We start from the raw sequence: 25465 nt of genomic DNA on the forward strand, positions 1-25465 counted from the left end.
GGGGACCGTAACCGCGGCCCGGACCACCGGCACCCGATTAAGGGGTCACGGCGTGACCGCGAAGTTCCGCAGGATCGCCGCCGTCAGGTCCGGGTCGCCCTCGGTCTTGACGCGGTCGCCCGCCGCCTCGGCACTGATCCGCCCGCAGGCCAGCCGGAAGTACGTCTCCCAGTCGAGGCTGAAGCTCGCGGCGGGCCCGAGCGCGGGTGCCGTCTCCAGCGTGCCCCGGCCCTGGATGTCGACGCGGATCGTGCGCAGGAACTCCACCGGCCCGTGCACGTCGAAGACGATCGCCGAACTGCGCGGCGCCTCGGCCTTCTTGGCGACCACCATGGGCAGGCCGGCCAGCAGCAGATCACGGGCGACCAGCGCGCCGGGCGAGTCGAGGTTGCCCGGACGCCCGAGGGCGGTGCGCAGATCCTGCTCGTGCACCCAGACGTCGAACGCCCGCATCCGCATGGCGTGTTCGAGGGTGATCTCCTTGCCCATCGGCCCCCGGACCACGGTGTCGGGCTGCCGGGACTCGTTGCGGATCTGCCGGTTGCGCCGGATGACCGTGTACTCCAGCTCCGACGTCATCTCCGGCGCCGTGTGATGGCGGCGCACGTCGACCTGCATCTCCATGTACCGCTGCGCCTCGTTGGTGACGTGGAAGAGGTCGCGGGGCAGCGTGTGGATCGGCCGGGGGTCGCCGAGCATCTCGCAGTCCAGCCCGATGACGTGGGAGACCACGTCCCGCACCGACCAGCCGGGGCACGGCGTACGCCGGTTCCACTCGGCCTCGGCCAGCGGGTTCACCAGCTCGGATATCGCGTCGATCGAGTGGTTCCAGGCGTCGGCGTAGGGCTGGAGGGTGGGATGCAGACTCACGGAACAGGACCCCTCGGCGGTCGGTACACGGGCAGAATCGGCGGCTGCACTGGGCGGGTGTCTGGAAACTCCCCCACGCTCTCGGCTTGCGCGAGGAGGGGGGACCCCCAAGTTACGCTGCTCCGATACCCCTCGGCAGTGCTTTCGTGTGACGATCGTAGGCCCGTGGGAACGACTCGAATGCCAGGACGGTGGTAGTGTGCGCGCCTCGCTGATCCAGATCCGTGTGGACGAGGGCGAATCCGTGGCCGAACGGCGTTCGCGCGCGGCGGATCTCGTACGCGTCGAGGAGGGCGCGGACCTCGTGGTGCTGCCCGAGCTGTGGACCACCGGGGCATTCGCCTACGACACCTTCGCCACCGAGGCCGAGCCGCTTCAGGGCCCCACCCACGAGGCGATGGCGGGCGCGGCCAAGGACGCGGGCGTCTGGCTGCACGCCGGGTCCATCCCGGAGCGGGACCCCGACGGCACCCTCTACAACACCGCGCTGGTCTTCTCGCCCTCCGGTGAACTCGCCGCCGCCTACCGGAAGATCCACCGCTTCGGCTTCGACCAGGGCGAGGCCGTGCTGATGGGCGCCGGGCGCGAACCGGTCACCGTCCCCCTGCCCGGGACCACCGTCGGCCTCGCCACCTGCTACGACCTCCGCTTCCCCGAACTCTTCCGCGCCCTCACCGACGCCGGCGCCGAGACCCTGGTCGTCTCCGCGGGCTGGCCCGAGCGCCGCCGCGCCCACTGGACGCTCCTGGCCCAGGCACGCGCGGTGGAGAACCAGGCGTACGTCCTCGCCTGTGGAACGGCCGGGACGCACGCCGGAGTTCCCCAGGCGGGTCACTCCATCGTGGTGGACCCGTGGGGCGAGGTGCTGGCCGAGGCGGGCCCGGACGAGGAGGTGCTGGGGGTGGAGTTCGACCCGGCGAAGGTCCCGGCGACCCGTGAGCAGTTCCCCGCGCTGAAGGACCGTGTCCTCGGCCTGGAACCGCCCCGCCGCTGAGCCCCGGCCGATGGGCCTCAGTCGTCCTCCCGTTCCTTCTCCGCCAGGTGGATCACGCACACCGCCACCGCGATGAGCAGCGCCGGGTCGGCGTCGTCCCGTACGACGTCGACCCCGTAGGTGTCGCGGACGGTGAGCCACCGGCGGGAGATCACCGCGAGGAGTTCGCCCTGGTACTCCACGGCGAACTCGCGGTCCAGGATCTTGCCGCTGATGTCGAGTTCGGTGCCGTCGACCAGGTCGACGCGGTAGTGGTTGCGCAGCAGGGAGAGCCGCTTGCGGCGGACGGTGGCGAGGTCCTCGCCGTCCCGCTGGATCACCATGGTGTCGCGCAGGGCGAACATCTTCTGGTGGATGTCGATCAGGACGTTGCCCGCGGTGTCCTTCAGCTCGAAGGTGTCCCGCAGCCGCATGGCCTTGCCGTCGACGAGGAAGACCTTGCGGCCGTTCTCGTCCTCGATCCAGTAGTCGTCGCCGATGCCCAGCAGCCGGTCGCGCACGAGGAGTCTCATGGGTGAAGCGCTTCCCCGGTGGCACGCGTTCCTCACCGAGGGGCGGGTCCGAACCGCTTCCGGTAGTCGGAGGGGCTCAGTCCGGTCTCCCGGCGCAGCCGCGCCCGCAGGTTGGCCGCGGTGCCCAGTCCGCTGCGGGCGGCGACCACGTCGAGCCTGGTCTCCCCGCGCTCGATCAGCCGGCAGGCCAGTGCCACCCGTTCGCCGGTGAGCCAGGCCAGCGGGGTGGTGCCGAGGCGCTCGCGGAAGCGGCGGTGCAGGGTGGCGGGGGAGACGGCCGCGCGGGTGGCGAGGTCGGCCACGGTGAGCGGTTCGCCCAGCCGTTCCTGTGCCCAGGCCAGCAGCGGGCCGAGCGAGCCGTCGGGCACCTCGGGCAGCGGACGTTCCACGAACTGCCGCTGTCCGCCGTCCCGGTGGGCGGCGAAGACCAGGCGCCGGGAGACCGTGTTGGCGATCTCGGCGCCGTGGTCCCGCTGCCACAGGTACAGCCCGAGGTCGAGCGCGGCCGCGCTGCCGGAGGCGGAGAGCACGTCCCCGTCGTCGACGAAGAGCACGTCCGGCTCCAGCAGCACCTTCGGGTGCAGCCGCCGGAAGGTGTCGGCCCAGCGCCAGTGGGTGGCGGCCCGCCGCCCGTCGAGCAGCCCGGCCTCGGCGAGCGCGAAGGCGCCGGTGCAGAAGCTCACGATCCGGGTGCCCCGCTTGTGCGCGCGCCGGATCGCGTCCCGTACGGGGGCCTCGCGCGGGACCACGTTGTCCGGGCGGCCGGGCACGATCAGGGTGTCCGCGCCGTCCACCGTGTCCAGCCCGGCCACGTCCGTCAGGGTGAAGAAGCCGTGGTTCATCCGCACCTCACGGGTCGGCGCGCACACCGTGACCTCGTACAGCGGGGCGGCGAGGCCCAGTTCGGGGCGGGGCAGGCCGAACAGCTCGGTGGCGACACCGACCTCGAACGGGTTGGTGCCGGCGTCCACCAGGACGGCGACCCGGTGGGTGCGCCGCGCCTGCGAGGATTCTTGCGCCATGTGCGATTCCTAGCACTCGTGCGGGGCGCCCGCACACCCCACGATGAGCACATGGCAACCGAAGAGCCCCGCTCCCTCCCCGACGTCCTCGCCTCCTTCACGGACCGCTGGAGCCCCCGCATCGTCGCGTCGGTCAACGACTACGACGTGCGCGTGGCCAAGGTCGAGGGCGAGCACCTCTGGCACGCGCACGACGACACCGACGAGTTCTTCCTCGTCCTGACCGGCGAGCTCCACATCGCACTGCGCGAGCCGGCCGGTGAGCGCACGGTCGTCCTGCGTCAGGGTTCGGTCTTCACCGTCCCGCGCGGCACCGAGCACAAGCCGTACGCCCCGGTCCCCACCGAGATCCTGCTCCTCGAACCCACCGGCACCCTGACTGTGGGCGACCGACACGAAGAAGTCCCGGATCATGTGGACGCCACCACCGGGCACACCCTGGACTGATGGCCGCCCCTCCTGGTGGCACCCTTGGAGCATGAACGACTCCGCTTCTCGACGTGTCCGTGTCCGCGCTCCCGAGCTGGTCGGCAAGGGCGGCTGGCTGAACACCGGCGATCAGCAGTACACCCTGGCCGACCTGCGAGGACGCATCGTCATCCTCGACTTCTGGACGTTCTGCTGCATCAACTGCCTGCACGTCCTGGACGAGCTGCGGGAGCTGGAGGAGCGGCACCGGGACACCGTGGTCGTGGTCGGCGTGCACTCCCCGAAGTTCGTGCACGAGGCGGAGCACCAGGCGGTCGTGGACGCGGTCGAGCGGTACGGCGTGGAGCACCCCGTACTGGACGACCCGGAGCTGGCCACCTGGAAGCAGTACGCGGTACGCGCCTGGCCGACGCTGGTGGTGATCGACCCGGAGGGGTACGTGGTCGCCCAGCACGCCGGTGAGGGGCATGTGCACGCCATCGAGCGGCTGGTGGCGGAGCTGGAGGCCGAGCACGAGGCCAAGGGCACCCTGCGCCGGGGAGACGGCCCCTACGTGGCGCCGGAGCCGGAGCCGACCGTGCTGCGCTTCCCCGGCAAGGCGCTGCTGCTCCCCTCGGGGAACTTCCTGGTCAGCGACACCACCCGGCACCAGCTGGTCGAGCTGGCCGAGGACGGCGAGAGCGTGGTGCGCCGGATCGGCACCGGTGCGCGCGGCTTCACGGACGGCTCCGCCGAGCAGGCGTCCTTCAACGAGCCGCAGGGTCTCGCGCTGCTGGACGACGGCTCCGTGGTCGTCGCCGACACCGTGAACCACGCCCTGCGCCGCCTGGACCTCGCCTCCGGCGCGGTCACCACCCTGGCCGGCACCGGCAGGCAGTGGATGCAGGGCGCCCCCACCTCGGGGCCGGCCCGCGAGGTCGCGCTGTCCTCACCCTGGGACGTGGCCCTCTTCGGCGGCCGGGTGTGGATCGCCATGGCGGGCGTGCACCAGCTCTGGACGTACGACCCGGCGGCGGGGACAGTCCAGGTCGCGGCCGGAACCACCAACGAGGGTCTGGTGGACGGGCCGGGCGCCGAGGCGTGGTTCGCGCAGCCCTCCGGGCTCGCGGCGGCCGGCGAACGGCTGTGGCTCGCGGACTCCGAGACCTCCGCGCTGCGCTGGGTCGACCTGGACGGCGCCGTGCACACCGCTGTCGGCACCGGTCTGTTCGACTTCGGCCACCGGGACGGCGAGGCCGGGCAGGCCCTGCTTCAGCACCCGCTGGGCGTCACCGCGCTGCCGGACGGCTCGGTCGCCGTCGCCGACACCTACAACCACGCCCTGCGCCGCTACGACCCCGCCACCGGCGAGGTCACCACGCTCGCCACCGATCTGCGCGAGCCCAGCGACGCGGTGCTCGCCGGCGACGACATCGTGGTGGTCGAGTCCGCCCGCCACCGGCTGACCCGGCTGCGCCTGCCCGAGGAGGCGGTGCGTGTGGAGGCCGTCGCCCACCGCACGCAGCGCGCGGCCACCGAGGTGGCCCCCGGCCGGCTACGGCTGGACGTGATCTTCCAGGCGCCGGCGGGTCAGAAGCTGGACACCCGCTACGGCCCCTCGACCCGGCTGCTGGTCTCCGCGACCCCGCCCGAGCTGCTGCTCAAGGGCGAGGGCGCGGACACCGACCTGAGCCGGGAGCTGGAGCTGGACCCGGCCGTCACCGAGGGCGTGCTGCACGTCTCCGCGATGGCCGCCTCCTGCGACGACGACCCGGCGAACGAGTACCCGGCCTGCCATGTGCACCAGCAGGACTGGGGCGTCCCGGTGCGCCTCGTCGCGGGCGCGGCGGACCGGCTGCCGCTGGTGCTGGCCGGGCTCGACGCGGGCGACGGGCGCTGAGTCAGGCGCCGTAGCCGTCGGTGTAACCGTCGCGCGTGTGGTGGTGCCGCTCCTCCTCCACGACCGGGGTGGGCGGCACGACCACGCGCCTGCGCCGGGCGATCCCGCTGAAGGTCACCAGGCCGATGAGCCCGGTAGCCATGAAGATCACCCCGACGAGGTCGAGGTTGACGCCGCTCATGTGCCAGTCGGTGGCAAATGTGAGGATCGCTCCCACGGCTATGAGGATGATGCATCCGCCGAGGCCCATGAGATCTTGCCTCCCCTAAAAGGTTCCGGAATCTCCGGTCCCGTTCGGCGGGTACCCCCCATCCGGCCGGTTAGCCACCCGGCCGGGTTGCCAACTACGCCTCCAGGAAGGCCGTCAGGGCCTCGGCGAGGAGGAACGGGTCGTCCGCGCCGCAGAGTTCGCGCGCGCTGTGCATGGAGAGGATCGCCACGCCGATGTCCACCGTGCTGATGCCGTGGCGGGCGGCCGTGATGGGGCCGATGGTGGTGCCGCAGGGCATCGAGTTGTTGGAGACGAACGTCTGGAACGGCACCCCGGCCCGCTCGCACGCGGCGGCGAACACCGCGCGGCCCGAACCGTCCGTGGCGTAGCGGTTGTTGACATTCACCTTGAGGATCGGGCCGCCGTTGATCCGCGGGTGGTGCGTGGGGTCGTGCCGCTCCGCGTAGTTGGGGTGCACGGCGTGCCCGGTGTCGGAGGAGAGGCAGACGGTGCCGGCGAAGGCACGGGCCCGGTCCTCGTAGGAGCCGCCGCGCGCGAACACCGAGCGCTCCAGCACGCTGCCGAGCAGGGGGCCGTCGGCACCGGTGTCCGACTGCGAGCCGTTCTCCTCGTGGTCGAAGGCGGCCAGGACGGGGATGTGAGTGAGCGTTTCCCCCGATGTGGCGGCGGCGATCAGCGCGGCCGTACCGGCGTGCACGGAGAGCAGGTTGTCCATCCGGGGCCCGGCGACCAGCTCGCGGTCCCGGCCGAGGTAGGCGGGCGCCTCGACCGGATAGGTCATCAGGTCCCAGCCCGCGACCGAACCGGGCTCCAGCCCGGCCTCCTCCTCCAGGAAGGTGATCAGGTCGCCCTCGCGGACGTCGTTCCCGAGACCCCAGACGGGCTGGAGGTGGCGCTGCTTGTCGAGCTTGAGGCCGTCCACGGAGACCGAGCGGTCCAGGTGGATGGCGAGCTGCGGCACCCGCAGCAGCGGGCGGTCGATGTCGACCAGGACCGGGCTGCCGTCGCGCAGGGTGAGCCGGCCGGCGAGACCGAGGTCGCGGTCGAGCCAGGAGTTCATCAGCGGTCCGCCGTAGATCTCCACGGCGACCTGGCGCCAGCCGTGCGCGCCGCTGTCCGGCTCGGGCTTGACCCGCAGGTTCGGGGAGTCGGTGTGCGCGCCGATGATCCGGAACGGGGTGTGCGGGGTGGTGCCCTCGGGGACGTACCAGGCGATGACCGCGCCGCCGCGCAGCACGTACCGCCCTCCGCTGCCGGTGCCCGCGGGGGTGTCCCACGCCTCGGTCTCGGTGACCTGGGTGAAGCCTGCCTCTTCCAGCCGCGCGGCGACGTTCGCCACGGCGTGGTACGGCGTCGGGCTCGCCGCCAGGAAGGCCATCAGGTCGTCGGTGTGGCCGCGGTCGAAACGGGACGGTGCGCTCATGGCGTTTACCTTAACGACGAGCGCGGGCCCGCTCTCCGGAAGGAGGAAGCGGGCCCGCGTGGGGTCTTCGGAGGGAGGGCGCGGACTAGAACGCGGCCTCGTCCAGCTCCATCAGGTCCAGGTCGACACCGGAGGCGACCTTGCGGGCCAGGGTGACGCCGGGCAGGACGTTGGCCGCGAAGAACTTCGCCGCCGCGATCTTGCCGGTGTAGAAGGCCACATCCTTGGAAGACACAGCCTTCGCCGAGGCCGTCTGGAGCTTCTCGGCGGCGACGGCCGCACCGCGCAGCAGCAGGTAGCCGACGATCACGTCACCGGAGGCCAGCAGCAGGCGGGTGGTGTTGAGGCCGACCTTGTAGATGTTCTTGACGTCCTGCTCGGTGGCCGCGAGGTCGGTCAGCATCAGGCCGACGATCGCCTCCAGCTCGACGGCCGCCTTGGCCAGGTGCTCGCGGGCGCCCGCCAGCTCCTCGCCGCCGGTGGCCAGCGCCAGGAACTTCTTGATGTCCTCGGCCAGACCGTTCAGCGCGGCGCCCTGGTTGCGGACGATCTTCCGGAAGAAGAAGTCCTGGCCCTGGATCGCGGTGGTGCCCTCGTAGAGGGTGTCGATCTTGGCGTCGCGGATGTACTGCTCGATCGGGTACTCCTGGAGGAACCCGGAGCCGCCGAAGGTCTGCAGCGACTGCGCGAGCTGCTCGTAGCCCTTCTCGGAGCCGTAGCCCTTCACGATCGGCAGGAGCAGGTCGTTCAGCGCGTGCTCGACGGAGGCGTCCTCACCGTTCGCCTCCTTGACCGCGATGGTGTCCTGGACGGACGCCGTGTGCAGCACGAGGGCGCGCATGCCCTCCGCGTACGCCTTCTGCGTCATCAGCGAGCGGCGCACGTCGGGGTGGTGGGTGATGGTGACCTTGGGCGCCTTCTTGTCCATGAAGTTCGCCAGGTCCGGGCCCTGGACGCGCTCCTTGGCGTACTCCAGCGCGTTGAGGTAGCCGGTCGACAGGGTCGAGATGGCCTTCGTGCCGACCATCATGCGGGCGAACTCGATGATGCGGAACATCTGGCGGATGCCGTCGTGCTTGTCGCCGATCAGCCAGCCCACGGCGGGGTGGCGGTCGCCGAACGTCATCTCGCAGGTGTTGGACGCCTTGAGGCCCATCTTGTGCTCGACGTTGGTGGCGTAGACGCCGTTGCGCTCGCCCAGCTCGCCGGTCTCGCCGTCGAAGTGGTACTTCGGCACCAGGAAGAGGGAGAGGCCCTTGGTGCCGGGGCCAGCACCCTCGGGGCGGGCGAGGACGTAGTGGAGGATGTTCTCCTCCATGTCGTGCTCACCGGAGGTGATGAAGCGCTTCACGCCCTCGATGTGCCAGGAGCCGTCCTCCTGCTGCACGGCCTTGGTGCGGCCGGCGCCCACGTCCGAACCGGCGTCCGGCTCGGTGAGGACCATGGTGGAGCCCCAGGTCTTCTCGACCGCTATCTTCGCCCACTGCTTCTGCTCCTCGGTGCCCTCCTCGAAGAGGATGCGCGCGAACGCGGGGCCGGAGGAGTACATCCAGACGGCCGGGTTGGCGCCGAGCACCAGCTCCGCGTACGCCCAGATCAGGGACGGCGGGGTGTTGGTGCCGCCGATCTCCTCGGGCAGGCCGAGCCGCCAGTACTCCGAGTCCATGAAGGCCTTGTAGCTCTTCTTGAAGGAGGCCGGGACCGGCGCGGTGTTGGTCTCGGGGTCGAAGACCGGGGGGTTGCGGTCGGCGTCCACGAAGGACTCCGCCAGCTCGTTCTCCGACAGACGGGTCAGCTCCGCGAGGACGGACTTGGCGGTGTCGGTGTCCATCTCCTCGAACGGGCCCGTGCCGTACAGCTTTTCGCGGCCGAGGACTTCGAAGAGGTTGAACTCGATGTCGCGCAGGTTGGACTTGTAGTGCCCCATGGTGACTCCATCACGGACTCGGCGAGGCACTGACTCCTCGCGGCTGATCACGTATCAAGCAAGTGGCTACGATGATGCTACCCGTCGGTAATAAGACGCAACCCCGGCCGGTGTGAGAAGGCTCTACCGCTCTCCTGACCCCGCCGCCCGGGCTCGGTACTCTTGCGCCCATGTACGGCTACGACCAGAACGTGGGCGCCCAGCAGCAGTACGTGCCGCCGCAGCAGCAGCCGGGTGGTGTCGGCGGGTACGGCCAGCAGCCGCCGCTCTACCCGGAGCCGTCCGCACCCTCGCTGGCGGACGCGGTGCGCGCCTTCACCACCGGGCAGATGCCCGCCGAGGACTTCCAGCAGGTCTTCGCCACGTCCAAGGTGTACTGCCCGCGCGGTGACACCCCCGGCTTCCTCGCCCTGCACAACACCCAGCAGCCGGTGATCCCGATGTTCACCTCGCTGAAGGAGCTGCGCCGGTACGCGGGCAAGGAGTCCAAGTACTTCGTGATCACCGGCGCCGAGGTGATCGACCTGCTCCCCACCGGCTACGGCTTCGTGGTCGACATGGAGGGCGAGCACCGGATGGTGTTCGACGCCAAGGCGGTGGAGCAGATGGTGGAGTTCGCCATGCGCCGGATGTACGGCTAGCCCCTGCTCATCGGTGGAGAGGCCCGGAGGGAATTACCTCCGGGCCTCCCGTGTTGTGGCTGGCGAAAAGTTCAACGCTCAACTAAACTGGGTCCACAAGGAGGTACCGACCATGCCTGCAGTGACCGTCGAGAACCCGTTGACGCTGCCCCGTGTGACCGCGTCCGCCGATGCCGTGTCGCGTCCGGTGCTGACCGTGACGACCGCGCCGAGCGGCTTCGAGGGCGAGGGGTTCCCGGTGCGCCGCGCCTTCGCCGGGATCAACTACCGCCACCTCGACCCGTTCATCATGATGGACCAGATGGGTGAGGTGGAGTACGCGCCGGGCGAGCCCAAGGGCACCCCCTGGCACCCGCACCGCGGCTTCGAGACCGTCACCTACATCATCGACGGGATCTTCGACCACCAGGACTCCAACGGCGGTGGCGGCACCATCACCAACGGCGACACCCAGTGGATGACCGCCGGTTCGGGCCTGCTGCACATCGAGGCGCCGCCGGAGCACCTGGTCATGTCGGGCGGTCTCTTCCACGGGCTCCAGCTCTGGGTGAACCTCCCCGCCAAGGACAAGATGATGGCGCCGCGCTACCAGGACATCCGGGGCGGCAGCGTCCAGCTGCTCACCACCCCCGACGGCGGCGCGCTGCTGCGTGTCATCGCCGGTGAGCTGGACGGGCACGCGGGTCCCGGCATCACCCACACGCCGATCACCATGATCCACGCGACGGTGGCGCCGGGCGCCGAGATCACCCTGCCGTGGCGCGAGGACTTCAACGGCCTCGCCTACGTGCTCGCCGGGCGCGGCTCGGTGGGCGCGGAGCGCCGTCCGGTGCGCACCGGGCAGACCGCGGTCTTCGGTGCCGGGTCCGCGCTGACCGTCCGCGCGGACGAGAAGCAGGACTCCCACACCCCGGACCTCGAGGTCGTCCTTCTCGGCGGACAGCCCATCCGTGAGCCCATGGCCCACTACGGCCCGTTCGTCATGAACACCAAGGACCAGCTCATGCAGGCCTTCGAGGACTTCCAGAAGGGCCGCCTGGGCACGGTGCCGGCGGTGCACGGCATGACGGAGAAGGGCCCGCAGGGCTGACCTGGATCTGTTCGCCCACCACTCGGCCGACGGTTTCGGGTGGTGGGTGGGCACAGGCCGGGGGTCCAGGGGGCGGGAGCCCCCTGGACCCCCGGCACCGCTTCACTCACCCACCCGGCCCGCCACAGCAGGGCACCCGAACCCACGGCGTGCTCCGCTGGAAGCGTGCAGCTTCTCCCCGTACCCGTGCGCCGGTTCGCCGCCTGGTGTGCCGTACTGCTGCTGGCCGCCGGGCTGGGCTGGGTCGGCATCCGCCTGTGCGGAGAGCTGCGTACCGCGGTCACCCCCGTACTGCTCGCTCTCCTCGGTACCGCCCTGCTGGGCCCCCTGTACCGCTGGCTGCTCAAGATGAAGCTGAACGCCAGCCTCGCCGCCGCCCTGACCTGCGTGGCCGTGGTGGCAGTCGTCGGCGGAGCGGTCTACATCGTGGTCGCCGCCCTCGTCGACACCGGCGACGAGATCGTGGCGTCCCTCCGCGAGGCGGCCAAGGCCGTCGCGCGGCACTTCGGCGCCGCCGGCACCGGCCTGGACGACCTGGCGGGCAACGCCCGCGAACTGCTGGGCAAGTTCGGCGGCACCGCCGTCTCCAACGTCATCAGCGGCGTCAGCGTGGTCGGCGAGTCCGTCGCCATCGCCGTACTCGCCCTGCTGCTGGTCTTCTTCTTCCTCCGCGACTCCCACCGCGCCCTGCGCTCCCTGCGCGGCTTCGCCCCGGCGGGCACCGCCGACGTGGTGGAGGCCATGGCGCGCCGGGCCTTCGAGGCGGTCGAGGGGTTCATGCGCGGGACGACGATCATCGCGCTCATCGACGCCGTCTGCATCACCGTCGGCCTGCTGATCCTGCGCGTACCCGGCGCGGTGGGCCTGGGCGCGCTCGTCTTCGTCTCCGCCTACATCCCCTACCTCGGCGCCTTCCTCTCCGGCGCGGTCGCCGTCCTGGTCGCCCTCGCGGACCGGGGTTTCGTGATCGCGCTCTGGGCGCTCGGGGTGGTGCTCGCGGTCCAGGTGCTGGAGGGGCACGTGCTCCAGCCGGCCATCCAGAGCCGCACGGTGCAGATGCACCCGGCGGTGGTGATGCTGACGATCACCGCCGGCGCCTCCGTAGCGGGCATCCTCGGCATGCTCCTCGCCGTCCCCCTGACCGCGGCCGTCTTCGGCGTCGTCCAGGAACTCCGCGAGCGGTACGGCACCCCGCACGAGCAGCCCTAGACCGCGCCGTCCGTCTCGTCCGCGTCGTCGTCCCCGGGGCGCTCGTACAGTTCGAACCAGATGCTCTTGCCCTCGCCGCGCGGCTCGACCCCCCAGGCGTCGGCGAGCATCTCGATCAGCATCAGGCCGCGCCCGGAGGAGGCCAGTTCGCCGGGGCGGCGCTTGTGCGGGAGGTCGTCGCCGCCGTCGGTGACCTGGACGCGCAGCCGGCGCTGGGCGTGTTCGCCGAAGATCTCCGCGAGCAGCAGCGCGTCGTCGTCGGTGTGCACCAGCACGTTGGTGGTCATCTCCGAGACCAGCAGCACCGCCGAGTCCACCTGTTCGGCCGGGGTCCAGTCGTGCAGCAGCTCACGCAGGTGCTGGCGGGCCTCCGCGATCCGCTCCGGCTCGTCCTGCGCCACCGACAGCAGCGTGCTGCGCACCCGGCTCCGGGCTGTGGCCGCCGGGCCGCTGAGCCCCCAGCTCTCCCCGGAGCGGAACAGCAGCAGCACCGCGATGTCGTCCTCGCGGCGGTCGGTCAGCGGGCCGGTGGTGTGGTGGGAGGAAGGCCCGTGCACCCCTTGCACCAGCGCGTCCGCGAGCCCCTCCAGACCGTTCTCGCGCTCCGACTCCTTGGCGCCGTACCGCTCCAGGATGGCCCGGATGCGCCGCCAGCCGCTCTCCATGTCGTGGCCGCCGGTCTCGATGAGGCCGTCGGTGCACAGCATCATCGTCTCGCCGGGCTCCAGCGTGAACCGGGTCGTCGGGTAGTCCCCGTCCGGGTCGACGCCCAGCGGCAGCCCGCCCGCCGTCGGCCTGAGCACCACCGTGCCGTCGGGCAGGCGGATCACCGGCTCCGGGTGTCCGGCGCGGGCCACCTCCAGCCGCCCGGTCGCGGGGTCGACCTCCGCGTACAGGCAGGTGGCGAAGCGCACATCGGTCATGTGCTCGCCATGGGTGATGCCGTGCAGGAAGCGGGAGGCGCGGGAGAGCACCGCGTCCGGGCGGTGCCCCTCGGCCGCGTACGCCCGCAGCGCGATCCGGAGCTGGCCCATCAGGCCCGCCGCCCGTACGTCGTGCCCCTGCACGTCCCCGATGACCAGCGCGAACCTGCCGCCCTGCGCGGTGGTCGGGGAGACCCCGCCGGGCAGCGGGATCATGTCGTACCAGTCGCCGCCCACCTGGAGGCCGCCGCCGGTCGGGATGTAGCGCGCGGCCACGCCCATGCCGGGGATCTCCGGGAGCAGCGAGGGCATCATCGACCGCTGGAGCCCCTCGGACAGCTCCCGCTGGGTCTCCGCGTCGCTCGCCCGCGTCAGCGCCTGGGCCAGCATCCGGGCCACCGTGGTCAGCACCGCCCGCTCGTCCGGGGTGAACGCCACCCGGTCGCTGAACGCCGCCATCCACGCGCCCCGCGTCCGCCCGCCCAGCGTCAGCGGCAGGAACGCCCACGAGCAGCGCCCGAACCGCTCGACCAGGGGCCAGGTGGTCGGATAGCGGTCCCGGTACTCGCCGGGCGAGGACAGATAGACCGCCTGGCCGGTGCGGACCACCTCGGCAGCCGGATAGTCCGTGTTCAGTGGCATCTGGCTGAAGGGGCCGCTGTCGGTGGGGAGGTAGCCGTGCTGGCCGATGATCGTCAGCCGGTCGCCCTCCACGCCGAACACCGCGAGCCCGTCCGGGGAGAAGCCCGGCATGGACAGCGTGGCCGCGACCCGCAGCACCTCTGCCGTCGACCGCGCCTCGGCCAGCGCCCGGCCCGCGTCCAGCAGGAACGCCTCGCGGGAGCGCCGCCAGTCCCCGGTGATCGCGCTGCGCGCCGAGGACGTGCCCGACGCCGGCTCGATGACCTCCTGAAGGGTGCCGACCAGCTCGTACGCCCCCCGTTCCCGGTCGTAGGCGGGCTTCGACCGGCTGCGCACGACCCGGACGGTACGGCCCTCCGCGTCCACCACCCGGATGCGTACCTCGGCGAGCGTGCCGCGGGCCACGGCGAGCGGGATGACACCGGTGATCTCGTGCCAGTCGGAGGGGTGCATCCGGGCACGGGCCTGGTTCTCGGTGAGCGTGGTGGGGCGGGCCGGCAGCCCCAGCAACCGCGCCGCCTCCGCGTCCACGGTGACCATCTCCGTGGCCGTGTCCCACTGCCAGAGCCCCGTGGCGAGGGAGACGAGGACATCCCCCAGGGACGGCAGTGGCTCACCTGTACGCATTGCCCCACTTTAAGAAGGTCGTCCCCACTACTGCCACCCTGGTACGGCCAGTGGTAATGGTGGGGAGGCGATCATGGGCTGCCCGGTACCCTTGATGGGTCCGGGCCCCGTGCCCGTTCTGGCCGGGGAGAGCACAGCCCGGCGAAGAACCCCCAACGAAGGACGATGAACGACGATGCATCGGTACAGGTCCCACACCTGCGGCCAGCTCCGCGCCTCCGACGTCGGTACCGACGTCCGGCTGAGTGGCTGGCTGCACAATCGGCGCGACCTGGGCGGCATCCTCTTCATCGATCTGCGTGACCACTACGGCATCACGCAGCTCGTGGCCCGCCCCGGCACCCCCGCGTACGAGGCGCTGGACTCCATCACCAAGGAGTCCACGGTCCGCATCGACGGCCGCGTTGTTTCACGTGGAACCGAGAATGTGAACCCCGAGCTGCCCACCGGCGAGATCGAGGTCGAGGTCGCCGAGGTCGAGCTGCTGGGCGCCGCCGCCCCGCTGCCCTTCACGATCAACGCCGAGGACGGGGTCAACGAGGAGCGGCGCCTGGAGTACCGCTTCCTGGACCTGCGCCGCGAGCGCATGCACCGCAACATCATGCTGCGTACGGCGGTCATCTCCGCCATGCGCCAGAAGATGTCCGCGATGGGCTTCAACGAGATGGCCACGCCGATCCTGTCCGCCACCTCCCCCGAGGGCGCCCGCGACTACGTCGTGCCCTCGCGCGTCCACGCGGGCCGGTTCTACGCCCTGCCGCAGGCCCCGCAGCAGTTCAAGCAGCTGCTGATGATCTCCGGCTTCGACCGGTACTTCCAGATCGCGCCCTGCTTCCGTGACGAGGACGCGCGTGCCGACCGCTCGCCGGGTGAGTTCTACCAGCTCGACGTCGAGATGAGCTTCGTCGAGCAGGAGGACGTCTTCCAGCCGATCGAGAAGCTCATGACCGAGCTGTTCGAGGAGTTCGGCGGCGGCCGCCACGTCACCTCGCCCTTCCCGCGCATCCCGTTCCGCGAGGCCATGCTCAAGTACGGCTCCGACAAGCCGGACCTGCGCGCCAAGCTGGAGCTCGTGGACATCACCGACGTCTTCGAGGGCTCGGCGTTCAAGGCGTTCGCGGGCAAGCACGTGCGGGCCCTGCCGGTGCCGGACGTCGCGGGCCAGAGCCGCAAGTTCTTCGACGGCCTCGGCGAGTTCGCCGTCTCGCAGGGCGCTCAGGGCCTGGCCTGGGTGCGCGTCGGCGAGGACGGCTCGCTGACCGGCCCGATCGCCAAGTTCCTCACCGAGGACAATGTCGCCGAGCTGACCAAGCGCCTGTCGCTGGCCCCCGGCCACGCGGTGTTCTTCGGCGCGGGCGAGTTCGACGAGGTCTCCAAGATCATGGGCGCGGTGCGCGTCGAGGCGGCCAAGCGCGCGGACCAGTTCGAGGACGGCGTCTTCCGTTTCTGCTGGATCGTCGACTTCCCGATGTACGAGCGGGACGAGGAGACCGGGAAGATCGACTTCTCGCACAACCCGTTCTCGATGCCGCAGGGCGGCCTGGAGGCCCTGGAGACCCAGGACCCGCTGGACATCCTGGGCTGGCAGTACGACATCGTCTGCAACGGTGTGGAGCTCTCCTCCGGCGCCATCCGGAACCATGAGCCGGACATCATGCTCAAGGCGTTCGAGATCGCGGGCTACGACCGGGACACGGTCGAGGACAAGTTCGCCGGCATGCTCCGCGCATTCCGCTTCGGCGCCCCGCCGCACGGTGGGATCGCCCCCGGTGTGGACCGCATCGTCATGCTCCTCGCCGACGAGCCCAACATCCGCGAGACCATCGCCTTCCCGCTCAACGGCAACGCCCAGGACCTCATGATGGGCGCCCCGACCGAGCTGGACGAGTCCCGCCTGCGCGAGCTGCACCTGAGCATCAGGAAGCCGCAGCCGAAGTAGTAAGCGGTGCGTGTGAGACGGCCCGGCCCCTCTGGGGAGCCGGGCCGTTTCTATTCCTCGTCCTCGTCCGGAGAGGCGCCGTCCTCCAGCAGGCGGTCCGCGATGTCGTCGGACCAGTGCTGGGCCCAGGCGCGCAGGGGGCCGACCTCTTCACGGGGAAGGCCGTAACGGAGGAACTCGAAGTCGGAGTAGAAGTCGGTGCCGGTGAGGCGGGACTGGAGGGTGGGCAGGTCGAAGGCGTCGTGGGCGTGCCTGCGGCCCAGCTCCTCCAGCTCGGGCAGCGAGTAGTGCTCGGCGGCGGCGCGGGCGTCGATCAGGTCCACGGCGGCTCCCCGGTCGTACAGCGCGCGGATCTTCGTACCGACGGCGTCCGCGAGCGAGAGGGCGGGTCCGTACGGGGTCAGCTCGGGCGGCTGCCAGAAGGCTTCCTTGTGCAGCGCGAGGTCGAGGTCCTCCCCGCTCTGCGGATCACCGACGACGAGCTGACCGGTGAGCACCCCGACGGCCCCGGCCCGCACGGCCCGCCCCCGGGCCTCGAGCGCGGCCGCGAGCCCGCGGACAACCCCCTCCATCGCCTCGCCGCTCTCGGTGGCGAAGTCGAGATTGCCGTGCCCCCGGTCCACCACCCCGTGCGCCTCCAGCGCATACCCCCCGGCCAGCACCAGCCCGTACGGGCTCCCCGCACTGACGACGTCGGCCAAGAGGCGCTCGTGGGTCTCGATGATGCTCACGGCACCCGTACTCTGCCAGACCCGAACCGGGTCAGACCGACTCCGGTGCCTCCGGGGTGTCGGTGAGGAGATCCTCGGCCCGTTCGACAGTCCCGGCACGATCGAGCCATTCGCTCACGCGGGCCAGGTCGGTGCAGGCGGTGATCTGCTCGCGGACATCGTCCGGGACCGGGACGCCGCGCACCTCCAGCACCCGTAGCACGCCCTTCGCCTCACCCATCGCCTCACCCTCGTTGAACGTGCGCTCCAGCAGGGTGCCTCGACCGGGGAAGTGGTTCACGAACGACATGATGTTCCTCCACTTGTCGCCCGCGGGAGTCGTCCCGAGGGCGCTGTCCAAGAACTGACCGATGTACAGAGCGGCGTGGCCGGCCATCTTCGGGAGCGCGTTGCCGAGTGCGTCCAGTATGGCGTCGCCCACCGGTGTGCTGGCGTGTGCCAGTGCTGAAAAGGCGGCCATGGCGGGCTTCTCGGCCGCCGTCCTTGCGTCGGTGATCGCGGGAAGGTTGTCCGGGCCGACGACAAAGGTGGGTGCTCTGTCCGGGGGATGGGGAGGGGTTCACTCGTTCGAGGGGCGAGGGGAGGTTCCCGCAGGTGCCGGGACATGCGACGGCGCCGACCCCGAGGGGGCGGCGCCGTCGTGGGAGGGCGGGGTCAGCCTTCCGTGCCGCCGAAGCGCTCCTTGTACGTCTCCAGGTCCTCGTCCGTCAGCTTGGCGAAGAGGACCGGGGGGACGGTGAAGGGGATGCCGGGCTGGAGGGTGGTGAGGGTGCGGGCCTCCTCCTGGGTGATCCAGGTGGCCGTGTCGTCCGGGAGGGAGAAGGCCGCGCGCATGGCTGCCGCCGAGGCCGGGATGAAGGGCTCGGAGACCACCGCGTAGAGGTGGATCAGGTTCATCGCGGTGCGCAGGGTGAGGGCCGCCGCGTCCTTGTCGGTCTTGATCTCCAGCCAGGGGGCCTTCTCCTCCAGGTAGGAGTTGCCGGCCGACCACAGGGCGCGCAGGGCGGAGGCCGCCTTGCGGAACTGGAGCGCCTCCATCTGGTTCTCGTACTCCGCGAGCAGCCCGGCGATCTCCTCGCCCAGGCGGGTCTCCGCCTCACCGGGCTCGCCGCCCGCCGGGACCTCGTCGCCGAAGCGCTTGCGGGAGAAGGACAGGACGCGGTTGACGAAGTTGCCCAGCGTGTCCGCCAGGTCCTTGTTCACCGTGGCGGTGAAGTGCTCCCAGGTGAAGGACGCGTCGTCCGACTCGGGGGCGTTGGCGATCAGGAAGTAGCGCCAGTAGTCCGCGGGCAGGATGTCCAGGGCCTGGTCGGTGAAGACGCCCCGCTTCTGCGAGGTGGAGAACTTGCCGCCGTAGTACGTCAGCCAGTTGAACGCCTTGACGTAGTCGACCTTCTTCCACGGCTCGCGCACGCCCAGCTCGGTCGCCGGGAACATCACGGTGTGGAACGGGACGTTGTCCTTCGCCATGAACTCCGTGTAGCGGACGGTGTCGTCCGCCTCGTACCACCAGGACTTCCAGTCCCGGTTCTCCGGGTCCTGATCGGCCCACTCCTTCGTCGCGCCGATGTACTCGATCGGGGCGTCGAACCAGACGTAGAAGACCTTGCCCTCGGCGGCCAGCTCCGGCCAGGTGTCGGCCGGGACGGGCACGCCCCAGTCCAGGTCACGGGTGATCGCGCGGTCGTGCAGGCCCTCGGTCAGCCACTTGCGGGCGATCGAGGAGGCCAGCTGCGGCCAGTCCTGCTCGTGCCGGGCCACCCACTCCTCGACCTCGTGCTGGAGCTTGGACTGCAGCAGGAAGAGGTGCTTGGTCTCGCGGACCTCCAGGTCCGTGGAGCCGGAGATCGCGCTGCGCGGCTCGATCAGGTCGGTCGGGTCCAGCACCCGGGTGCAGTTCTCGCACTGGTCACCGCGGGCCTTGTCGTAGCCGCAGTGCGGGCAGGTGCCCTCCACGTAGCGGTCCGGCAGGAAGCGGCCGTCGGCCGGGGAGTAGACCTGGCGGATCGCCCGCTCCTCGATGAAGCCGTTCTCGTTCAGCTTCCGGGCGAAGTGCTGGGTGATGTCGCGGTTCTCGGCGGAGGAGCTGCGGCCGAAGTAGTCGAAGGCCAGCGCGAAGCCGTCGTACACCGCCTTCTGCGCGTCGTGCGCCTGGGCGCAGAACTCGTCCACCGGCAGACCCCGCTCCTTCGCGGCCAGCTCGGCGGGGGTGCCGTGCTCGTCGGTCGCGCAGATGTACAGGACGTCGTGGCCGCGCTGGCGGAGGTACCGGGAGTACACGTCCGCCGGGAGCATGGACCCCACCATGTTGCCCAGGTGCTTGATCCCGTTGATGTACGGAAGGGCGCTGGTGATGAGGTGTCGAGCCATCGGGGGCTGCTCCCAGGTCGCTATGGGTACGAACCTTGAAATCGTAGCCGACGTGTGTATGCCGCCCGCCTCCCGTTTTACGGGGTGGGACGCGGGCGGCATCGGGATGCTGCGGGAGGTTACGGGCGCCAGGCGGCGAGTACGCCCTCGTACAGCTCGGTGTCCGTGAGCTCGCGGGGGGTGGGGCCCGCGTGGAAGAAGGACGTGTTTCCGGTCTTGAGCTTGCGGAGGTAGTCGAACGCCTTGTTGTCCGGCTCACCGAAGGCGACGAACGAGAAGAAGACCTTGGGGTGGGTCTTCGCGGCGTTCGTGAGGGCCTGGGTGGCGGGGGTCTTGGCGTCGGGGGCGCCGTCCGTCTGGAACACGACGAGGACGTTGTCCTCGGCGCTGTTGTGCTTGTCGTGGTGGGCGAGTACGGCTTCCACGGCGGCGTGGTAGCTGGTGCGGCCCATGCGGCCGAGTTCCGCGTGCGTCTCGTCGATCTTGGTGGCGTGGTCCTCGGTGAGAGTGAGGTCGGTGGTGCCGTCGACCTCGGTGGAGAAGAAGACCACGTGGACGGTCGGGTCCTTGTCCAGGTGGGCCGCGAGCGCGAGGGTCTGGTCGGCGAGGGCCTGGGCCGAGCCGTCCTTGTAGTAGGGGCGCATGCTCGCGGAGCGGTCCAGCACGAGGTAGAGCTTCGCTGTCGTGCCGGTGAGGTCGGTGGCGGCGAGGGTTGCTGCCGCGGCGGTGTGGGCGGTGGTGAGGGACGGTGTCTGGGCGAGCGTCTCGCCCTCGGCCCCGGCCGTGTCCCCACCCGCACCACCCTCGCGGGGTGCTTTGTCGCCTGCGGGTGCGGCCTGCGGGGGCGCGGGAGCGTCGGCGGCCTCGGGGGCGGGGGCGGCCTCCGGCTCGGCGTCGGCTTCCGGGGCGGGGGCGGACTCCGTCTCGGCCTTCGCCTCCGTCTCCGGCTCGGCAGTGGCCTTCGCGTCGGCGTCCGGCCCGGCCTTCGCCCCGGGCTGGGGCTCGGCAGGAGCCTCCGTCTCGGCGGCGGCCTTCGGCTTGGCCTCGGCGGCGGCCTTCGGCTTGGCCTCGGCGTCCGTCTCGGCGGGGGCCTTCGCCTTGGGCTTCGACGCGGGGGAGGTCTCCGGGGTGGCGTCGGCCGGGGCGGGGGTGGCCTCCGGCTCGGCCTTGGCCTCGGGCTCGGCGGGAGTCGTCGCCTTCGATTCGGCCTTTGCCTCCGTCTCGGCCTCGGGCTCGGCAGTGGCCTTCGCGTCGGCGTCCGCCTCGGCCTCGGCGGGAGCCGCCGCCTCCGGCTCGGCAGGGGCCTTCGCGTCGGCGTCCGGCTCGGCCTTTGCCTCCGCCTCGGGGGCGGTCTTCGCCTCGGCCTTGGCCTCGGGCTCGGGGGTGGTCTTCGCCTCGGCCTTCGGCTCCGGCTCGCGGGTGGCCTCCGCGTCGGCCTCCGGCTCGGCCTTCGCCTTCGCCGCCGGGGTGGGCTCGGTTTCGGGGTCCGCCTTCGCCGCCGGGGTGGGCTCGGGGTCGGCGTCAGACTTCGCTGCCGGGGTGGAGGTGATCTTCGGGGCGGGGACGGTGTCCCGGTCGGCGTCGGCCTCGGGGGCCCGCGGGGCGCTTTCCGAAGCCGGTTCCGCGAAGGTGCCGGTGGGCGGTTCCGTGGACTGCTCGGGGATGGCCGGCTGGTCGTGCTCCGCCTCCGCCTCGGGGAGCGGCTCGGTGCGCTGCTGGGGGACCACCACCTCCGGGTCCGCGTCGATGATGGCCGGCTCCAGCAGCAGGGGCTCGATCTCCGGTGCCTTCTCCTTCGGAGCTTCGGCCTCGGGCTCCGGGGTGACCGGGGCGTCCGCCGTGGGCGCGGTCTCCGCATTCGGCGACTCCGCCGGGGCGGAGGTCTGCGGTGCAACGGCAGCTTCCGCCTCCGTCGACTTCTCCGAGTCCAGCGCCTCGGACATGGGCGCTGATTCCGCCTTCGGCGTCTCCGAGGCGGGCGTGGTCCCCGCGTTCGGCGCAGCCGTTCCGGCCGGCTCCTCCGAGGCAAGGGCCTCAGCCGCGCCGTCCGCCTCCGCCGACTTCACGGCAGCCTCGGCGTCCACCGGCTCCGGGTTCTCCACCGCGGCCGGGGTCTCCGACGCGGCCGGGGTCTTGGGTGCAGCTTCCGCCTTCGGTGAGTCCGAGCCTCCCTGGGACGGGACCCTCGGGTTCTCGAACGCCTCTGTTACCAGGTCGTGTTCCTGGCGAGGGGTCGGGAGGTGGTCTGCACTCTCCGCCTCGGCGGGACGCCCTTTGCGTCCTCGGCCGAACGCGTTCCGCAGGAGAGTGAGAATGCCCATGTGCGCACCCCTTCGCGTGAGTTGTCGCCGTAGATCCCTGGCCAGGACGGCCACGTCAGGTTAGCGGCCCTTCAGTGCGGTGTGGCGATGGCTCTCGCGGCCGCCACTTCTTGTCGTACCGGTTCCAGCACGCTGCCCGCCGGGCCGGTCAGGTGGGTGGGGAAGCCGGTGAGGATTTCGGCCTCCCGCACCCCCTCCGCCAATTCACCGAGTTGGCGCACCACTTGGTGGACCTCGGCGGAGGACGGGGGCGGTGCGCCGTGGTGGACGCGGACGCGTGCCGCGGTCGTCGCGTCGACGATCCGCTCCACGGCGACCACCAGCGGCCACCATGCCGCAGCGCGCCGTCCGGTGGGCGGCGGTTCGGTGAGCGCGCGCTGGAATTCCGTCCGGATGGTGGACAGGTCGCGGTAGAGACGGCGTCGCATCCGGGTGCGGCGGACGGGGTCCGTCTCGGTGCCGAACGCCGTCTCGACGTACACCGCCGTGTCCTCGACCGCGTCCGCGAGCCGGTCGCCGACACGGGTGTGCCAGCTCTCCGGCCAGAGGAGGTACCCCGCGACCAGGGCGATCCCGCAGCCCATCAGGGAGTCCAGCAGGCGGGGCAGCAGCAGGCCGGTGCCCTCGTGGTTGAGGATGTCGGAGAGCAGGAGGATCACCGGGGTGATCGCGGCGGTCTGGAAGCCGTAGCCGCGCGGGGTGAGCGCCGGGACGAGCGGGGCGAGCAGCATCATCACCGGTACGTCCCACCAGCCGATCGGCACCTCCGCCAGGATCGCCGCGGCGATCGCCAGCCCCACCACCGTGCCCAGCGCGCGCAGCAGGGCGCGGGAGAAGACCGAGCCGAAGTCGGGCTTGAGGACGAAGGTGACGGTCAGCGCGACCCAGTACGAGCGCGGGACCGGGACGAGGGAGACGAGGGCCTGCGCGATGCCGATGCAGACGGCGAGACGGAGCCCGTAGCGCCAGGAGCCCGCGGAGAGCACCGCGTTCCGGGTGGCTTGGGCGGCGCGGACGTGGAGGGCGACGGTGTGTTCGTCGATACCGCGCGGGTCCGCCGAGGGGGAGGTGACCACCGCGGCGGTGTGCTTGAGGGCGTGGTCGACGGCGCGCTCGGTCTCGGTGAGGGCGAGGGGGAGCTTGGGCAGGCGCAGACGGGTGGTGTCGCCGGTCTCGACGGCGTCGGCCAGTTCCCGTACCGCTCGGGGGACCTCGGGCGGGAGGGGGCGGCCGGTGAGGTGGACGGCGGGGGCGGCCTCGACGACCGGGGTGATGGCGTTCAACTGGGCCAGCAGCCGGGTGAGTTCCTCGCTGCGGCCGTGGTGGCGGGCGCGGTGTCCGAGGATCAGGTCGAACGCCTGGTCCAGCGCGCGGGTGACGTCGAAGCGGGTGCCGATGTAGCGGTCGTCGTCGCCGGTGTCGTCCAGCAGGTCGGCGACCCGGCGGTAGGCCTTCGCCACCGCCGCCCGTTCCGGCACCCCGGCCCGCAGGGGCCACGCCAGCAGGGCGAGGGCCAGTACCAGCAGGCCGCCTCCGGTCATCAGCAGCGGCGCCAGCCACCAGGGGTGGGGCAGCGGGAGCCCGGCGCCGACCACGCAGTTGAGCAGGAGCAGCAGCCCCGACACGGAGGCCACCGTGCCGATGGTCGAGATCATCCCGGAGACCAGCGCGACCAGGGTGACCACGACGACGGCGGACCATCCCTGCCCGAACACGAGCTGTCCGAGGATGACCCCGACGGCGCCGGTGAGCTGGGGTACGGCGATGGTGATGACCCGCATCCGGTACGCGTCCGCGGTGTCGCCGATGACCCCGTTCAGCGCCCCCATCGACGCGAGCGCCCCGAGCGCCGGCTGCCCGGCCGCGAACCCGGCCGCCAGGGGCGACGCCATCGCCAGGGAGGCCCGCGCCACAGCGGCCCAGTTGACCGGCGCCGGACGCGGCCGAAGGTTCCGGACCAGCCAGTCGGGCGGCGCCAGGCCAATGGGCAACTCTCGGACCATGTGCCCATTATGTCCACTGTGGCCTCCGGTCCCCTCAACCGGCCCGCCAGGCAGAAAGCTTGGCGGTACTCACCGCCGGGTGACCCGGGCCCCCCTCAGACCCGCGCCCGGGTCCGCGCGGGCGTCCCCGCCGACTTCCCCCCTCCCTCCCCCCGCCGGCGCGCCGACCGGCGCCGGGTCAGCCATACCGTCAGAGCCACCACCAGGCCCAGGACCAACAGGAGCCAGGAGACCGTGCGGAGGCCGGAGGTGAGGGTGTCGTAGACGGCGGCGGCCACGGGGTGGGGGACGTCGGCGGGGAGGTCGGCGAGGGTGAGGGCGCGGCCTGCCGTGAGGGCCAGGCCGAGGAGGGCGCCGCCCAGCGCGGTGCCCAGGGCGGTGGCGACGATCGCGCGCCGGCGGCGTACGGCCAGGGCGATGCCGGCGGCGGCGAACAGGACGGCTGCCACCGGCAGCCACAGACCGGCGACTTCGAGCATGTGGAATCCCTTGCGGTACCGGGTCAGCTCCCCCGCCGGGAGCACCGGGACCTCGGTGTGGCGCACTGGGATGCGGGCGGCGAGCGGAATGTGGTCCTCGGCGAGCTGGGCCTTGACCTCGGCGGTCACCGGGGCGAGGTCGACGGTGACCGCGCGCGGGGCGTCGCCCGCCGGGGCGTCCGCGCGCAGCGCCCGCAGCACCGCGTCGTGGGTGACCCGGTTGCCGGTGTTCCAGGCGAGGCGGAAGGCGCGGGTGTGGGTGAAGGAGCGCACCGCGTCCCGGACGAAGGGGCCGACCGAGCCGCGTACCGGCGTCATGTCCGCGTGCTGGCCGACCTCGCGGAGGATGCCGTCTCCGACCGTGTCCGCGACGGCGTCCCGCACGGCCGGGTCGGCGGCGAGCGGGGCCATCGTGGTGACGTACCGGCCCGTGTCGGTGAGCGTGTACGCCGCCCAGGCCGCCGGTGCGCCGAAGGGCACGAGGAGGCAGGCCAGGGCGATCAGCGCGGCCGACAGGGCACTCCTCAGTCGGGGGTGCACGTCTTACAGGCAAGTCCCGCCGGACCTTCGGCGCGAGCGGTGGGGGTGCGTTCGGGGGACGGACGCACCCCCACCGGCTCAGCTCACCCGGTGCCCCACCGCGTCCTCGTGGGTGTAGAAGCGGTAGAAGAACACGATGAACGTCACCGCCGCCACGATCAGCGGAATCCCCACCGACCGCACGAGCGAGGCGCCCGCCTGGTTGTAGAGGAAGCCGAAGGACGCGCCGACGAACGCCGCCCACAGCAGCGCGTGCGTCTCGCGCCGCAGCCGGGGCGCGATCCTCAGCACGGCGTAGAACACGACGCCGAAGACCAGGGCGGTGAGGAACCCGAAGAGCAGGTTCCAGCCGGTGACCGGGCCGCCGGAGCGGCGGTTCGCGGCCGCCCAGTAGCCGTAGACCAGCGCCAGCAGCACCGGTACCGCGACCCTGGCCATGCGGTGGGTGCGGGTGTCGAAGACGTCGGGGGGCGGGGTGATCGCCTTCGGGGCGTCCTGGCGGCCGCCTCGGATCGGCGTGCCGGGCGCGGGTGCCGCGTGAGCCATGAGAGCGCTCCTTCTCTCGCCGCTTCGGGCCATGGGGTGACGGCCCGGCTTCCAGGGCACACCTGCGGCGACGGCCCGGCAACTCGGCCGGGCGGGTGACGGGGCCCGGATGCGGC

The 25465-nt window shown here is 71.6% G+C and carries 21 protein-coding genes; 7 read left to right on the forward strand and 14 right to left on the reverse strand.

What is annotated here, in order from left to right; translation table 11 throughout:
* Positions 1–45: 45 nt before the first annotated feature.
* On the reverse strand, positions 46–870 hold the full coding sequence (locus E5082_RS13135; protein WP_086690287.1) for a maleylpyruvate isomerase family mycothiol-dependent enzyme: 825 nt from the start codon (positions 868–870) through the stop codon (positions 46–48).
* A gap of 199 nt (positions 871–1069) precedes the next feature.
* Here E5082_RS13135 and E5082_RS13140 point away from each other — a divergent pair, with 199 nt between their 5' ends.
* A complete protein-coding gene (locus tag E5082_RS13140) occupies positions 1070–1864 on the forward strand; it encodes a carbon-nitrogen family hydrolase (RefSeq protein ID WP_135791420.1) in 795 nt (264 codons plus the stop codon).
* A 17-nt stretch (positions 1865–1881) separates the two neighbouring features.
* Here the strand turns inward: E5082_RS13140 and E5082_RS13145 are convergent, their stop codons facing one another.
* The gene (locus E5082_RS13145; RefSeq protein WP_135791421.1) at positions 1882–2376 is read right to left on the reverse strand and encodes an LURP-one-related/scramblase family protein; all 495 of its coding nucleotides are present in this window, start codon (positions 2374–2376) and stop codon (positions 1882–1884) included.
* A gap of 32 nt (positions 2377–2408) precedes the next feature.
* On the reverse strand, positions 2409–3398 hold the full coding sequence (locus tag E5082_RS13150; RefSeq protein ID WP_135791422.1) for a helix-turn-helix domain-containing protein: 990 nt from the start codon (positions 3396–3398) through the stop codon (positions 2409–2411).
* A gap of 51 nt (positions 3399–3449) precedes the next feature.
* Here E5082_RS13150 and E5082_RS13155 point away from each other — a divergent pair, with 51 nt between their 5' ends.
* Complete coding sequence (locus tag E5082_RS13155; protein ID WP_135791423.1) at positions 3450–3845, forward strand: cupin domain-containing protein; 396 nt, start codon at positions 3450–3452, stop codon at positions 3843–3845.
* A gap of 31 nt (positions 3846–3876) precedes the next feature.
* The gene (locus tag E5082_RS13160; protein ID WP_135791424.1) at positions 3877–5706 is read left to right on the forward strand and encodes a thioredoxin-like domain-containing protein; all 1830 of its coding nucleotides are present in this window, start codon (positions 3877–3879) and stop codon (positions 5704–5706) included.
* A 1-nt stretch (position 5707) separates the two neighbouring features.
* Here the strand turns inward: E5082_RS13160 and E5082_RS13165 are convergent, their stop codons facing one another.
* The 3 genes from E5082_RS13165 to E5082_RS13175 all read right to left on the reverse strand — a co-directional run bounded on the left by E5082_RS13165 (position 5708) and on the right by E5082_RS13175 (position 9288).
* The gene (locus tag E5082_RS13165; protein WP_135791425.1) at positions 5708–5956 is read right to left on the reverse strand and encodes a DUF6458 family protein; all 249 of its coding nucleotides are present in this window, start codon (positions 5954–5956) and stop codon (positions 5708–5710) included.
* A 94-nt stretch (positions 5957–6050) separates the two neighbouring features.
* Positions 6051–7361 carry a M18 family aminopeptidase gene (locus E5082_RS13170; protein ID WP_135791426.1) on the reverse strand — a complete coding sequence of 437 codons (1311 nt, stop codon included), beginning with the start codon at positions 7359–7361 and terminating at the stop codon, positions 6051–6053.
* A gap of 85 nt (positions 7362–7446) precedes the next feature.
* Positions 7447–9288, reverse strand: a complete 1842-nt coding sequence (locus tag E5082_RS13175; protein WP_135791427.1) for an acyl-CoA dehydrogenase — start codon at positions 9286–9288, stop codon at positions 7447–7449.
* Between the two features lie 170 nt (positions 9289–9458).
* Here E5082_RS13175 and E5082_RS13180 point away from each other — a divergent pair, with 170 nt between their 5' ends.
* The 3 genes from E5082_RS13180 (at position 9459) to E5082_RS13190 (ending at position 12228) form a co-directional block, all read left to right on the forward strand.
* Positions 9459–9929, forward strand: coding sequence for an SseB family protein (locus E5082_RS13180; protein WP_135791428.1), 471 nt, complete (start codon positions 9459–9461; stop codon positions 9927–9929).
* A 112-nt stretch (positions 9930–10041) separates the two neighbouring features.
* On the forward strand, positions 10042–11019 hold the full coding sequence (locus E5082_RS13185) for a pirin family protein (RefSeq protein WP_135787275.1): 978 nt from the start codon (positions 10042–10044) through the stop codon (positions 11017–11019).
* Between the two features lie 165 nt (positions 11020–11184).
* On the forward strand, positions 11185–12228 hold the full coding sequence (locus E5082_RS13190) for an AI-2E family transporter (protein ID WP_135791429.1): 1044 nt from the start codon (positions 11185–11187) through the stop codon (positions 12226–12228).
* Here the strand turns inward: E5082_RS13190 and E5082_RS13195 are convergent.
* A complete protein-coding gene (locus E5082_RS13195) occupies positions 12225–14420 on the reverse strand; it encodes a SpoIIE family protein phosphatase (RefSeq protein ID WP_135791430.1) in 2196 nt (731 codons plus the stop codon). The genes E5082_RS13190 and E5082_RS13195 overlap by 4 nt on opposite strands.
* 175 nt (positions 14421–14595) lie before the next feature.
* Here E5082_RS13195 and aspS point away from each other — a divergent pair, with 175 nt between their 5' ends.
* Positions 14596–16359, forward strand: a complete 1764-nt coding sequence (aspS, locus tag E5082_RS13200) for an aspartate--tRNA ligase (RefSeq protein WP_135791431.1) — start codon at positions 14596–14598, stop codon at positions 16357–16359.
* 50 nt (positions 16360–16409) lie between these two features.
* Here aspS and E5082_RS13205 read toward each other — a convergent pair whose 3' ends face one another.
* The 7 genes from E5082_RS13205 to E5082_RS13235 all read right to left on the reverse strand — a co-directional run bounded on the left by E5082_RS13205 (position 16410) and on the right by E5082_RS13235 (position 25349).
* Positions 16410–17090 carry a nucleotidyl transferase AbiEii/AbiGii toxin family protein gene (locus E5082_RS13205; RefSeq protein ID WP_135791432.1) on the reverse strand — a complete coding sequence of 227 codons (681 nt, stop codon included), beginning with the start codon at positions 17088–17090 and terminating at the stop codon, positions 16410–16412.
* A gap of 31 nt (positions 17091–17121) precedes the next feature.
* The gene (locus E5082_RS13210) at positions 17122–17550 is read right to left on the reverse strand and encodes a hypothetical protein (protein ID WP_190045269.1); all 429 of its coding nucleotides are present in this window, start codon (positions 17548–17550) and stop codon (positions 17122–17124) included.
* Between the two features lie 194 nt (positions 17551–17744).
* Positions 17745–19460 carry a methionine--tRNA ligase gene (metG, locus tag E5082_RS13215; RefSeq protein ID WP_135791433.1) on the reverse strand — a complete coding sequence of 572 codons (1716 nt, stop codon included), beginning with the start codon at positions 19458–19460 and terminating at the stop codon, positions 17745–17747.
* 119 nt (positions 19461–19579) lie between these two features.
* Positions 19580–21562 carry a VWA domain-containing protein gene (locus tag E5082_RS13220; protein ID WP_308437519.1) on the reverse strand — a complete coding sequence of 661 codons (1983 nt, stop codon included), beginning with the start codon at positions 21560–21562 and terminating at the stop codon, positions 19580–19582.
* A 290-nt stretch (positions 21563–21852) separates the two neighbouring features.
* The gene (locus E5082_RS13225) at positions 21853–23784 is read right to left on the reverse strand and encodes an FUSC family protein (protein WP_135791435.1); all 1932 of its coding nucleotides are present in this window, start codon (positions 23782–23784) and stop codon (positions 21853–21855) included.
* Positions 23785–23879: 95 nt separating this feature from the next.
* A complete protein-coding gene (locus E5082_RS13230) occupies positions 23880–24803 on the reverse strand; it encodes a hypothetical protein (RefSeq protein ID WP_135791436.1) in 924 nt (307 codons plus the stop codon).
* A gap of 78 nt (positions 24804–24881) precedes the next feature.
* A complete protein-coding gene (locus E5082_RS13235) occupies positions 24882–25349 on the reverse strand; it encodes a hypothetical protein (protein WP_190045270.1) in 468 nt (155 codons plus the stop codon).
* Positions 25350–25465 lie beyond the last annotated feature (116 nt).

The sequence above is a fragment of the Streptomyces griseoluteus genome (genome assembly GCF_004784465.1).
Taxonomy (GTDB): Bacteria; Actinomycetota; Actinomycetes; order Streptomycetales; family Streptomycetaceae; genus Streptomyces; species Streptomyces griseoluteus.